Source organism: Nonomuraea sp. NPDC005692, assembly GCF_040631115.1.
Classification (GTDB): domain Bacteria; phylum Actinomycetota; class Actinomycetes; order Streptosporangiales; family Streptosporangiaceae; genus Nonomuraea.
Genome location: NZ_JBEXYU010000001.1, coordinates 624829 through 637704, shown reverse-complemented (window position 1 = coordinate 637704; position 12876 = coordinate 624829). Strand labels below are relative to the sequence as shown.

Genomic DNA, 12876 nt, shown 5'->3' with positions numbered 1-12876 from the left:
CAGGAGACATGCCGATGTCACGCCGACTGATGGCGACCATCCTGGCGGGGGTGCTGGCGGCCGTGGGGCTCACCACGGCCCCGGCCCACGCCGCCGCACCCGGACAGCCCTCCTGCGTCCCGGGGGACTGCTTCACCGTCGACGTCTCGCTCGACCGCGCCCCCGCCGTGGGGCAGAGCGCGAAGCTCACGGTCGAGGTGACCCCGAAGCAGGACATCCCCGACGCGACCACGACCATCGACCTGCCCGACACGCTCCGGTGGGCGACCCCGCCCGCCGGGCTCGCCCGTACCGCCGCGATGATCGGCCTCAGCCCGGTGGATCGGGCCACCGAGACCCGCCGCGCCCGCGCGGGCAAGCCCATCAGGTACGAAGCGGTGGTCACGGCGGTCAGGCCCGGCCCCGCCTCCATCCGCGTGGAGGCCCGCGACGGGCGGCCGGGCCCGAGCTCCGACGGGCTCGCCTACCTCACCCTCGGCGCGCGGTCGTCGACGTTCGGGATGCCGAACGACAGCCGCGGGCACCGTCCGGAGCGGCGGAAGGCCGTGACGTCGTCGGCCGCCGACACGTGCGTGCAGGGACGCGTCACGTACGCCAGGACGGACGGGTCCGTCGTGGGCGTGCCGATGGCGGAGGTGGACGCGTTCGACACCGACGCCGGCGGCCGGCTGACGCTCGGCTGGGCCGAGACCGACGCGAACGGCGCCTACAAGGTGTGCTTCCCCGGCACCGAGGAGGACGGCACCGGCCAGGACGTCAACATCGAGGTCAGCCCGGTCAGCTCGTACTGGAGCGTGGGCTCCTCGGAGCAGAGCGCCGACATCTACACCGGCGCGGGCCCGACCACGCCCGACGTCCCCGCCGGGACGTCGGCCACGGTCATCGACTACCAGAGCCCGCCCGGCGACCGGATGGAGGGGGCGTTCCGGCTCCACGCGGCCGCCTACGACACCTGGAAGGCGTACACCGGCTGGCTGAACGAGCCGGCCGACGACTGCTGGAAGCCGGGCGAGGCGAACTGCCAGTCCGTGACGCTGATCTGGCGGCCGGACAAGGTCCTGAACACGTCGTACTACTGCTCGGGCGGCAACGGCAAGGAATGCCTGGGCCGGTTCCAGATGAACCTGGACGCGTCGGAGCCCCTGCAGCCGATGACCGTCCCCCACGAGCTGGGGCACTTCATCATGGACTACACCTACGGCAGGATGCCGTCGGCAGGCGTCGCGTGCGGGGAGCACATCGTGTGGACCCCGACGGCCGACCCGATCTGCGCGTGGAAGGAGGGCTGGGCCGACTGGATCGCCGTCCAGACCTACGGCGACACGCATTACCGGTGGACCAGTTCCGCGATCGACCTGGAGAGCCCGCGCTGGTTCAGCCAGGGCTGGCCGACCGGCGTGGAGGCGGGCAAGACCGAGGGCCGCGTCGCCGGCGTGCTCCTCGACCTGGCCGACACCGGGACGCGCGACGAGAAGTACTGGGACATCGGCGGCATCGGGCCCGAGGGCGTCGTGGCCGAGTTCAAGAAGGGGTTCGCCCAGGACCTCGACCACTTCCTGAGCACGTTCGCCGCCCAGCACTACGACCTCACGCAGGGCGCGACGTTCCAGAACGCCATCAGCACGAGCCACGTCGAGAACCTGGCCGACCGGCATCCGGTGCGGTGGCCCGCCAACGTCCCGCTCCAGACGGCCTTCGTGACCACCCCGGACAAGTGGCACGTGGTCGCCGCCGTCACCGGCCCGGACGGCGCGGACGTCGACCTCGCCACGACGCCCAACGGCGGCGGCGTCGCCGTCAGGAGCGCCGACTGGACCTCCACCAGCACCGACTTCGTCGCGGTTCAGCCCAGCTCGGCCACCCGCAACTGGTTCGTCAACTCGGTCACCTCCGACACCGACTACGAGGAGTTCGCGATGGAGGTCACCGAGGCGGCCGCCGGCAACCTGGAGGCCGGGACGCCGCAGGAGTTCCCGATCGCGGCCGGTCGGCTGGTCGAGGTGCGGACGACGTGGATCGAGAAGGGCGTGCCCGCCACGCTCACGGTCGTGCCGCGCAACGGGCAGGACCTCGACCTCTTCGTGATGGCTCCCGACTCCGCCGCGTGGGGCCTGCCGCGTTCCGCCGCCCGCAAGTCCGCGAGCGGCGGCCCGAACAAGATGGAACGCCTCACCATCAGCGACCCGAAGGTGACCGGGCTGTACGCGGTCATCGTGGTCAGGAAGGCCGGCGACGGAAACGTCCTGCTGACCCGCGTCTGACCCACTGGGTGCCCCGCGCGGGGCACCCACCGGGGACTACCTGGCCGCGAAGTCCTGCGTCCAGTGGATCGGGCCCTGGCCGTTCCTGGCCGCGCCCACACCGATCACCGTGTACCGGCAGTTCATGATGTTGGCCCGGTGGCCCGAGCTGTTCATCCAGGAGTTCATCACGGCGGCCGGGGTGGCCTGGCCCTTGGCGATGTTCTCGGCGAAGGCGGTCCCGCCGGTGAAGCCGGCCGCCCTGATGCGGTCCATGAAGCTGCGGCCGTCCTTCGAGGTGTGGTCGAAGTAGCCCTTGGCGGCCATGTCGGCGGAGTGGCCGTACGCCGCGGCGCGCAGCTGGGCGTCGTGCTTGAGCGGCCGGCAACCGCCCTTGGCGCGCTCGGCGTTGACCAGGCGCAGGACCTCGTTCTCCTCGGCGGTGCCCACCGTGCCGGCGGGGGCGGTCGCGGATGGCCCGGGGGCCGGGGTGGCCGTCGAGCTGGGCTTGGGGGTCGCCGTGGGCGTCGGGGCCGGGCCCGGGGCACAGGTCAGCCTGACCGCCCTGGACGTCGCGCCGCGGCCCCGGTGGTCGGTGGCGACCGCGTAGTAGACGCCGGGCGCGCAGGGGAGGGTGAGCGCGACGCTGCCGGACCGGGTGGCGCCGCTCTTGACGACGGGGTCGGTTCCCGGGACGGCGCGCTTGAGCCGGACACGCAGCAGCGCGTCCGTGCGGCAGCCCTGACGGGCGGCGGAGGAGACGATCTGGGCGGTGTCGTTGATGCGAGGCGTGGCCACGGTGACCCGGCAGCGGCCGGCGGCCTCGCTGCCGGCCGCGGCCGCCGTGCCGGCGTTCGCCGGGGTCATCGGCGTACCGAGTGCAGCCAAGCTCACCAGGCCGGCGAGTACCCCTAGGGGTCTGCGCATGGGGGCTTCCTCCAGTTGCGATGGACGCTGGATCGCACCGCATTCTGGTAGGACCGCAACCCCCGTGTCACGAAATTTGCGAAATTTCCCCTGAGGCCCGGGTAAACCAAAGTGTCATGAGATGCGTCCTGGCCCGTTCCACCCGGACCGGAACCCCGGCCGCGCTCAGACCCGGAACTCCTCCGTCCGGTGGGCGTACGGGGGCAGCGCGGCGCGCATCTCGTCGGTGACCGAGGGCGGCGGCAGCGGCACGATCTCCCGCCGGTGGAAGTCGCGCACGTCCTCGCCCTCGGCGAACAGCTCCTGGACCGCCCGCAGGCACGGGCCGATCACGCCGGGATCGGTGATGCGCCGGCCGCCCCGGCCGCCGCCGTACTGGTCGTAGAGGACCTCGTACATCAGGACGGGGGAGAAGATCACCAGCTCGGGCACCGGTTCGAGGGCGGCCACGCGCGCCGCGGGCACCACCCGGCAGGGGGAGCCCGCCCTGGCCCGCATGTCCAGCAGGTGCATCTCCCACTGCAGGTACGCGCTGACGGGGAACTCCACCACGCGCACCCGGCGCACCGGCATCCGGTGGCGGAAGTAGCCGGCCACCAGCGGCGCCATCTGCTCGGCCAGGGAGAGGGAGCCGGCCCAGTCGCCGTCCATCATGGCCCGCCAGCTCGCCACGTCCGGCTCGTAGAAGCTCTGGGCGCGCTCCAGCTTCCACAGGGGGACGACGCAGCCCGCGTGGTCGCGCTCGAAGGCCGCCAGGTAGCCGGGCGCGTCCAGGACGAGTGCGTCGGCGCCGCCCACCGCGGCGAACGGATTCGTGACGGCCACCACGGAACCCGGCTCGGTCATACGACGCCCCTTCGTTCGGTGAGATCCGCCCGCCAGATCATGAAATGTCAGTTGATTCTGGTCAAGGCCCAACGTCACGAAGGGACGCGAAGGTCACCCGCGGTAGTGAAAGCGGCGGTGCACCAGCTTGAACACCGCGGCCACCAGGAAGACCGCCAGCAGGATCTTGAAGATGCCGAACCCGAAGACCAGCCCCAGCACCCCGAAGACGATCAGGAGGGGCAGCAGCGGGCCGGGGCCGTGGTGGCCGCGCCAGTGACGCTGGGAATGGTCGTGCCGGCGGCCGGTCTGTCCGTGGCGCATGGCCTGCATCTGGTGGCGGTGCGCCCTCATCGCCTGGCGCCAGGCGTCCCGGTCGAACTGGGGCAGCTGCTCCGGCTGGGCGTAGGCGGGGGACGAGCCGGGCAGGTCGGCCGTCACCTGGGACAGGTCGCGGACCGTCTTGGAGGCCAGCGTCCGGTCGAGCCGTTCGTCGAGCTCTTCGTGGGTCAGGCGGCCCTGGGCGAAGTGCTCGCGCAGGGCCGCCATCGTCTGCTCGCGCTCGGCGTCGCCGATGCGGAGATCGTTGTGGTCCATGTCTGGTTCCTCGCTCTCCCCGAACCGGCCTGTCGTTGCGGAGCCGGTCACCTGGTTATTCCTCGCCCGGTTCGCCGTCGGCCAGGATCTGATAGAGCTTGCGCCGGGTCTCAACCAGAGTCTTACGCGCTTCGCGGATTTGTGCGTCGTTTCCGGTCTGAAGAACCTGCATCATGGCGAATGCCGACTGTCGGGCGATGTGCCAGAGATCGGCGGTGTTGTCGTCGATGTCCGGACGCATCTCGTCCCAGGGGGCGCGGACCTCGTCGGCGTGCGCATCGATGTAGGCGCGGCCCTCGTCGGTGAGGCGGAAGGTCTTGCGGCCCTCGTTCTCCTCGGCGATCACCAGGCCCTCGTCGGTGAGCTGCTGCAACGCCGGGTAGACGGCGCCGGGGCTGGGCTTCCAGCCGCCCTCGCTGCGCTCGGCGATCTCCTGGATCATCTGGTAGCCGTTGCGCGGCTCCTCGGCCAGCAGGGCCAGGATCGCGGCGCGGACGTCGCCCCGCTTGGCCTTACGGCCCCGGCCGCCGCCCCAGCCGTGGTGCCCGCCCCAGGGCCCGCCCGGACCGAAGGGGCCGCCGCGGCCGAAGTCGAACGGGAACGGTCCGCCCGGCCCGCCGCGCCGGCCGCGTTGCCTGCGCTCGCCCGGCCCGCCGCCGCCCCGGTGATGGTGGTGATGGCCGCCCATCTGCTCGAAGGCGTCGGCCAGAGCCCTCAGCTTCTCGCGGGCCGCGCGCAGGTTCTCCCGCGGGCCGAACCACTGGTCGCCTGCTGCGTGTGCGTAAGTCATGCTCTTTCTCCCTATATCGCGATCTGTTCTCGATGCGTCAACGATATATCGCTACTGTTTCGTTGGCAAGGCGAGGCCGAGAGTGAGCCAGATCACGAAAAAGTTGCGGAATTGGGGAACAGTCTTGGGATGTCCGCCGTTGAACAGAGCAGACGAGGTCGTTCCGCGTCGGCAGGGCTGGGGGGTGCTGTCGCCGCGGAGACGACCTCGTCTGCGTTTGCGGGTGTTTTCGTGGGGACCGTTCCAGCGTCAGGAGAACCTGGCGGCCGGGATCTCCGCGTAAAGCGGTTCTTTGCAATACAGTCCCGATCATGATGGGGCACACGCACGCGATGACCGGGGCGATCGCGTGGCTGGCGCTGGCGCCGCCGCTCGCCGCACTGCCGCTGCTGAACGAGAGCTCCCGGTTCATCGAGACCGGCATCATGGCCGGCGCGCTCGGCCCGGCCGAGCTGATCGCCGGAGCCCTGGTCTGCGCGGGGGCGGCCATGCTGCCCGACCTCGACCATCCCAGCGCAACCATCGCCCAGACCTTCGGGCCGGTCACCTGGCTGCTCAGCAAGTTCGTGTCCTGGATCAGCGGCGGCCACCGCGGCATGACCCACTCGCTGGCCTTCGCGGCGGCGTTCGGGTTCGGCGTCCACTGGCTGGTCAACGCCTATCCGATCGCCCGTGACATCACGGTCGTGCTGATGATCGGGCTGGCCCTGCGGGCGATCGGCATCGGCATCCCGGGCAACAAGGCCGGGTCCATCATGATCAACATCGGCATGACGGCCGGGCTCTACGCCGTGTTCCTCTCCCTGAACGTCGGCTACGCCTGGCTCGGGCTGGCCGTGGGGGTCGGCTGCCTGATCCACGTCGTCGGCGACTGCATGACCGAACGAGGATGCCCGGTGCTCTGGCCGCTCGGCGCCAAGTTCGTGCTGCCGTGGAAGATCGGCATCAAGACCGGCAAGAAGTTCGAGCAGAAGATCCTCGCGCCGATCCTCTCCGTCGCCATCATCGGCCTGCTCTTCTGGCGGCTCGCCCCGCTTTAACTTGATGTCGAGATACCGTAGTAATATCTTGACGTCGAGACATCCGCCGCGAGCCCCGCAGGTTAGGTTCACCTAACGTACGTGTCGTTCCGTGGGTGCGGCAGGATTCAAGTGAGCAATTGTCTGATGGAGGAGGCGAATCACCGTGTCCGCGAACAGCTTCGGCAGCCGTGACACGCTACGCGTCGGCGACGCGTCGTACGAGATTTTCCGGCTTGACGCCGTCGAGGGCGCCGCACGCCTCCCGTACAGCCTGAAGATCCTGCTGGAGAACCTCCTCCGCACCGAGGACGGCGCCAACATCACCGCCGACCACATCCGGGCGCTCGGCGGCTGGGACCCGGCCGCGACGCCCAGCGTGGAGATCCAGTTCACCCCGGCCCGCGTCATCATGCAGGACTTCACCGGCGTCCCCTGCGTGGTCGACCTGGCCACCATGCGCGAGGCCGTGCGCGACCTGGGCGGCGACGCCGCCAGGATCAACCCGCTCGCGCCCGCCGAGATGGTCATCGACCACTCGGTCATCGTCGACTACTTCGGCCACCCCGACGCCTTCCAGCGCAACGTCGAGCGCGAGTACGAGCGCAACCGCGAGCGCTACCAGTTCCTGCGCTGGGGCCAGACGGCCTTCGACGAGTTCAAGGTCGTGCCGCCCGGCACCGGCATCGTCCACCAGGTCAACATCGAGCACCTGGCCCGCGTGGTCATGATCCGCGACGGCAAGGCCTACCCCGACACCTGCGTCGGCACCGACTCCCACACCACGATGGAGAACGGCATCGGCGTGCTCGGCTGGGGCGTCGGCGGCATCGAGGCCGAGGCCGCCATGCTCGGCCAGCCGATCTCCATGCTGATCCCGCGCGTGGTCGGCTTCAAGCTCAGCGGCAAGCTGCCCGCCGGCGCCACCGCCACCGACCTGGTCCTGACGATCACCGAGATCCTGCGCAAGCACGGCGTGGTCGGCAAGTTCGTCGAGTTCTACGGCGAGGGCGTCTCCTCCGTGCCGCTGGCCGACCGGGCCACGATCGGCAACATGAGCCCCGAGTTCGGCTCCACCTGCGCCATCTTCCCCATCGACGGCCAGACCGTCGACTACCTGCGCCTGACCGGCCGCTCCGAGGAGCAGGTCGCGCTGGTCGAGGCGTACGCCAAGGCCCAGGGCCTCTGGCTCGACCCGCAGGGCCCCGAGCCGGTCTTCTCCGAGTACATCGAGCTCGACCTCGGCACGGTCGTCCCGTCGATCGCCGGCCCCAAGCGCCCGCAGGACCGCATCGAGCTGTCGGCGGCCAAGGACGCCTGGCGTCGCGACGTCCAGAACTACGTGGCCGACGGCGTCGACGAGGAGGGTGAGGAGTCCTTCCCGGCCTCCGACGCGCCCGCCTCCAACGCCCGCGCCGACGGCGGCCGGCCGCACAAGCCGGTCCCGGTCACGCTGGCCGACGGCACGTCGTTCGAGATCGACCACGGCATCGTGTCGATCGCCGCGATCACCTCGTGCACCAACACCTCCAACCCGTACGTCATGATCGGCGCCGCGCTGCTGGCCCGCAACGCCGTCGAGAAGGGCCTGACCCGCAAGCCGTGGGTCAAGACCTCGCTGGCCCCGGGTTCGCAGGTCGTCACCGGCTACTTCGAGCGCTCCGGGCTGCAGCCGTACCTCGACAAGATCGGCTTCAACCTGGTCGGCTACGGCTGCACCACCTGCATCGGCAACTCGGGCCCGCTGCCCACCGAGATCTCCGACGCCATCCAGGCCAACGACCTCGCGGTCACCGCGGTCCTGTCCGGCAACCGGAACTTCGAGGGCCGCATCAACCCCGACGTCAAGATGAACTACCTGGCCTCGCCGCCGCTCGTGGTGGCGTACGCGCTGGCCGGCACGATGGACATCGACCTCGACCACGAGCCGCTCGGCCTCGGCTCCGACGGGCAGCCGGTGTTCCTGCGGGACGTCTGGCCCGCGCCGGAGGAGATCGCCGCGGTGGTCAACTCCTCGATCGGCCGCGACATGTTCGAGCGCGACTACGCCGACGTGTTCAAGGGCGACGACCACTGGCGTTCGCTGCCGATCCCGACCGGTGACACGTTCGAGTGGGACCCGTCCTCCACGTACGTGCGCAAGGCCCCCTACTTCGAGGGCATGCCGGAGAAGCCGGAGCCGGTGACCGACATCTCGGGCGCCCGCGTGCTGGTCAAGGTCGGCGACTCGGTCACCACCGACCACATCTCGCCGGCCGGCTCGATCAAGGTCGGCACCCCCGCGGCCCAGTACCTGCAGGCCAACGGCGTCGAGGTGCGCGACTTCAACTCCTACGGCTCGCGGCGCGGCAACCACGAGGTGATGATCCGCGGCACGTTCGCCAACATCCGCCTGCGCAACCAGATCGCGCCGGGCACCGAGGGCGGCTACACCCGCGACTTCACCCAGCCCGACGGCCCGGTGTCGTTCATCTACGACGCCTCGGTCAACTACGCCGAGTCCGGCACGCCGCTGGTGGTGCTGGCGGGCAAGGAGTACGGCTCGGGCTCCTCGCGCGACTGGGCGGCCAAGGGCACCGCGCTGCTCGGCGTGCGCGCCGTGATCGCCGAGTCCTACGAGCGCATCCACCGCTCCAACCTGATCGGCATGGGCGTGCTCCCGCTGCAGTTCCCCGAGGGCGCCACGGCGGCCTCGCTCGGGCTGACCGGCGAGGAGACGTTCGACATCACCGGCGTCGAGGCGCTCAACGGCGGCGGCATCCCGTCCACCGTGCACGTCAAGGCCGGCGACGTGGAGTTCGACGCGGTCGTCCGCATCGACACGCCCGGCGAGGCCGACTACTACCGGCACGGCGGCATCATGCAGTACGTCCTGCGCTCGCTGCTGGCCAAGTAGAACTTCCCGCGCCCGCGCCCGGTCAAGAGCCGGACGCGGGCCGGGGACGGGGCGCGGATCCTCACGCGCCCGCATCGGGGGTTTCACCCGACCCGTGAGAGCCGCCCGGCGGAACACCCTCCGCCGGGCGGCTCTCCGCTGTCCGCCGCGGTTTCACCGGCTGGACGTGCGGTAACGGTGGGTCGCCAGCGGGGCGAAGACGGCGATGAGCGCCACCGACCACAGCAGGCTCGCCGCGACCGGATGGTGCAGCGGCCAGACCGACCCCGCCGAGGTGGGGTTGCCGAACAGGCGGCGGGCGGCGGCCACGGTCGCGCTCATCGGGTTCCAGTCGGCCACCGGCCGCAGCCAGGCGGGCAGGCCCTCGGTGGGCACGAACGTGTTGGCCAGGAACGTCATCGGGAACAGCCAGCCGAACGTGGCGGCGTCGGCCTGGGCGCCGCTGCGCACGTACAGGCCGATGTAGGTGCCCACCCAGATCATCGCCAGGCCGAACAGCGCCAGCAGGCCGAACGCCGCCGCCGTCTCGCCCGGGGAGCCGTGCGTACGCCATCCGGCCAGCAGCACGGCCGCCGCGACCATGGCGGCCAGCGACATCAGGTGCATCGACAGGTCGGCCACGCTGCGCCCGATGAGCACGGCGCTGCGGGCGATGGGCTGCGCGCGGAACCTGTCGATGATCCCGCGTTCCATGTCCTCGGCCACCGCCGTGGCGGCCGCGGTCGCCGTCATGGCCATGACCTGCATGAAGATGCCCGGCATCAGGAAGCTGCGGTAGTCGCCGCCGCCGGGGAGGGTGATCGCGCTGCCGAAGACGTACCCGAACAGCACGGTCATGATGATGGGGAACACCAGGAACCCGGCGACCTCCCCCGGTTGGGCCTTCCACCGCGAGTACGTGCGGCCCGCGATGGTCAGGGAGTCGATGACGGTCCAGCGCAGGTTCATGCTCGTGGCTCCTGTCATGCGTGTCATGCGGTCAGGTGTCATGCGGTCAGGTGGAGGAAGACCTCGTCGAGGGTCGGACGGCGGAGCGCGAGGTCCTCGACGGCGATCCCGGCCGCGTCGAGGGCACGCGCGACGCGGACCAGCGACTGAGCCCCGTCGGGAGCCGGCAGGGTCACCCGCGTCCCGCCGCGCTCGGAGACGAGCTCAGACGTGGGCCCGAGCGTTCCGAGGGCCGTCGCCGCGTCGCCGGGGTCGCGGAAGACGATCTGGACGCGGTCGCCGCCGACCTGCTTCTTGAGCGCGCCGGGGGAGCCCGCCGCCGCCACCCGGCCCTCGCGCAGCACCACGACCTGGTCCGCGAGGTGGTCGGCCTCGTCGAGGTACTGGGTGGTCAGCAGCAGCGTGGTGCCCTCGCGGACCAGGTCGCGCAGCGCGTCCCAGAGCCGGCGGCGGCTGCGCGGGTCGAGGCCGGCGGTCGGCTCGTCCATGAACAGCACGGGCGGCGCGACGATCAGGCTCGCGGCCAGGTCGAGCCGCCGCCGCATGCCGCCCGAGTACGTCCTGACCAGCCGCCGCCCGGCCGCGGCCAGCCCGAACCGCTCCAGCAGCTCCTCGGCCCTGCTCCTGGCCCGCGCCCTGGACAGGTGGTAGAGGCGGCCGAACAGCTCCAGGTTGCGCCGGCCGGTCAGCAGCTCGTCCACGGCGGCGTGCTGGCCGGCCAGGCCGATGCGGAAGCGCAGCGGGGCCGCGTCGCGCACCACGTCGAGCCCGGCGACCTCGGCCCGGCCGCCGTCCGGGCGGAGCAGGGTGGCCAGGATGCGCACGGTCGTCGTCTTGCCTGCTCCGTTGGGGCCGAGCAGCCCGCACACCGTGCCGGCCGGGACGTCGAGGTCGATGCCCCTGAGCGCCTCCGTGGCCGCGTACCGCTTCCGCAAACCCTCCGCGTGGATCATCGCGAGGCTCCTTAACGGCGTTAAATCTAACAGCGTTAAGGATGCATTGAACGTTGTTAAGCTGTCAACCGTGGCACTTGAGAAGGGCACCATCGTGGCCGCGGCGCTGCGGCTGCTCCAGGAGACCGGGCTCGACGGGCTCACGCTGCGGCGGCTCGCGGGCGAGCTGGGCGTCCAGGCGCCCGCGCTCTACTGGCACTTCAAGAACAAGCAGGAGCTCCTCGACGCGATGGCCGAGGCGATGACCGCCGCCCACATGACCCGCCCCGCGCTCACCGAGCCCGCCGCCTGGCGCGAGTGGATGCGGGACCACGCCCACCGCGACCGGGCGATGCTCAACTCCTACCGCGACGGCGCGCGGCTGGTGGCCGGCACCCGGCCGTCACCGGTGCTGTTCGAGGTGGTGGAGCGGTCGGTGGCGGCCCTGGAGTCGGCCGGGTTCGCGGTGGGCGACGCCGTCCGCGGGTTGTTCGCGACGAGCGTGTACGTCGCCGGGTTCGTGCTGGAGGAGCAGGCCGACCGGACGCGGCCGGACGCCGACGGCGCCATGCCCGACCTGGCCGCCTTCCAGCGGGCCCATCCCCGGCTGACGGCCGGGCTGGCGGAGGTGGGCGACCCGCAGGGGGAGCGGTCGTTCGAGGACGGGCTGCGGCTCATCCTCGACGGCATGCAGGGCCGCCTCGACCGTCAGGAGACCCGCGAGGCGGGGGCCGACCAGGTGTCGCAGGCCGCCGGCGAGACCGCCCGGTAGCCGCGCTCCAGCCAATGGACGCGGTTGGCGCCCGTGCCGTGGCTGTGCTCCTCGCCCTCGTCGCCGGCGGCCCTGGTGGCGTCGAGCAGCGCCGTCCAGTCCTGCCGGGTACGCCGCAGCGACGGCCACACGCTGCCCAGGAACGCGCCGGCCAGGCAGTCGGCCTGGAGCTCGTAGCGCCGGCTCTGCGTGCCCTTGCGCACGCCGAGGAGGCTCTGCACGTGATGTCCGTACTCGTGGGCGGCGACCTTGAACGGGTAGAGGTCGGTGCGGCCCTCGATCCAGGCGCCGGTCAGGGGGAAGACGAGGGTGTCGCGGCCGATGCAGTAGAAGGCCGCCGCGTGCTCGGGCCAGGCGATCCCGCACACCTCACGCACCGGCTCGTCGTAGTAGCGGACGACGGGCTTGCGGAACGTCCGGCCGGTGCGGCTGAAATGGGCGGCCCACGACTTGTCCAGGCATTTCACGACCGCTGTGAGGTACTCGCGGCTCCTGGGGATCCCGCCCGAGCTGATCGGCGTCTCGGGGCACGCCGACCGGCCGAGCCTGGGCGCCGCGGCCTCCGCGGGCCCGGCCTGGAGGACGACCGCCAGCACCGACAGGGCGACGAGGGCGACAAGGGTGAAGGGGGCGCGCGAAGCGGGGGAGTGCACGCTGAGCAGCATAGGGCTTCGCCAACAACGCCCTCGCCCCGCACGCGGCCCCCCGCACCCCGAATCCCGAACACCGAACCCTGCACCCGACCCCGCACCCGCACCCCGCACCCGCACCCCGCACCCGCACCCCGCACCCCGACCCCGCACCCGCACGCGGCACCCCGTGCCCCGTACTCAGCCTGGCCCATGCTCGGCTCGGCTCGCGCTTCCTGGCCTCCACTCGCCGGCCTCCGCTCAGTCCGACCTGCCTGCGGGGTCGGCCCCCCGTTCGGCG

At 71.4% G+C, this 12876-nt stretch carries 11 protein-coding genes; 4 read left to right on the top strand and 7 right to left on the bottom strand.

What is annotated here, in order from left to right:
• Positions 1-14: 14 nt before the first annotated feature.
• Positions 15-2261 (top strand): hypothetical protein, encoded by a 2247-nt coding sequence (locus ABZ459_RS03055; protein ID WP_357965080.1) that lies wholly within the window; start codon positions 15-17, stop codon positions 2259-2261.
• Positions 2262-2297: 36 nt separating this feature from the next.
• On the opposite strand, the gene ABZ459_RS03050 is transcribed toward ABZ459_RS03055, so the two are convergent.
• The 4 genes from ABZ459_RS03050 to ABZ459_RS03035 form a co-directional block, all read right to left on the bottom strand.
• Positions 2298-3167 carry a CAP domain-containing protein gene (locus ABZ459_RS03050; RefSeq protein WP_357965077.1) on the bottom strand — a complete coding sequence of 290 codons (870 nt, stop codon included), beginning with the start codon at positions 3165-3167 and terminating at the stop codon, positions 2298-2300.
• A gap of 165 nt (positions 3168-3332) precedes the next feature.
• Positions 3333-4013 carry a DUF6879 family protein gene (locus ABZ459_RS03045; RefSeq protein ID WP_357965074.1) on the bottom strand — a complete coding sequence of 227 codons (681 nt, stop codon included), beginning with the start codon at positions 4011-4013 and terminating at the stop codon, positions 3333-3335.
• Positions 4014-4106: 93 nt separating this feature from the next.
• Positions 4107-4589, bottom strand: a complete 483-nt coding sequence (locus tag ABZ459_RS03040) for a DUF1707 domain-containing protein (protein ID WP_357965071.1) — start codon at positions 4587-4589, stop codon at positions 4107-4109.
• A gap of 55 nt (positions 4590-4644) precedes the next feature.
• The gene (locus tag ABZ459_RS03035) at positions 4645-5379 is read right to left on the bottom strand and encodes a PadR family transcriptional regulator (RefSeq protein ID WP_357965068.1); all 735 of its coding nucleotides are present in this window, start codon (positions 5377-5379) and stop codon (positions 4645-4647) included.
• 311 nt (positions 5380-5690) lie between these two features.
• On the opposite strand from ABZ459_RS03035, the gene ABZ459_RS03030 reads away from it, so the two are divergent.
• A complete protein-coding gene (locus ABZ459_RS03030; RefSeq protein ID WP_357965065.1) occupies positions 5691-6419 on the top strand; it encodes a metal-dependent hydrolase in 729 nt (242 codons plus the stop codon).
• Positions 6420-6564: 145 nt separating this feature from the next.
• A complete protein-coding gene (gene acnA, locus ABZ459_RS03025) occupies positions 6565-9294 on the top strand; it encodes an aconitate hydratase AcnA (protein WP_357965063.1) in 2730 nt (909 codons plus the stop codon).
• A gap of 153 nt (positions 9295-9447) precedes the next feature.
• On the opposite strand, the gene ABZ459_RS03020 is transcribed toward acnA, so the two are convergent.
• Positions 9448-10242 (bottom strand): ABC transporter permease, encoded by a 795-nt coding sequence (locus ABZ459_RS03020; protein WP_357965060.1) that lies wholly within the window; start codon positions 10240-10242, stop codon positions 9448-9450.
• A gap of 38 nt (positions 10243-10280) precedes the next feature.
• On the bottom strand, positions 10281-11195 hold the full coding sequence (locus ABZ459_RS03015) for an ATP-binding cassette domain-containing protein (protein WP_357965057.1): 915 nt from the start codon (positions 11193-11195) through the stop codon (positions 10281-10283).
• A 70-nt stretch (positions 11196-11265) separates the two neighbouring features.
• On the opposite strand from ABZ459_RS03015, the gene ABZ459_RS03010 reads away from it, so the two are divergent.
• Positions 11266-11946, top strand: a complete 681-nt coding sequence (locus ABZ459_RS03010) for a TetR/AcrR family transcriptional regulator C-terminal domain-containing protein (protein ID WP_357965054.1) — start codon at positions 11266-11268, stop codon at positions 11944-11946.
• Here the strand turns inward: ABZ459_RS03010 and ABZ459_RS03005 are convergent.
• Positions 11883-12599, bottom strand: coding sequence for a neutral zinc metallopeptidase (locus tag ABZ459_RS03005; RefSeq protein ID WP_357965051.1), 717 nt, complete (start codon positions 12597-12599; stop codon positions 11883-11885). The genes ABZ459_RS03010 and ABZ459_RS03005 overlap by 64 nt on opposite strands.
• Positions 12600-12876 lie beyond the last annotated feature (277 nt).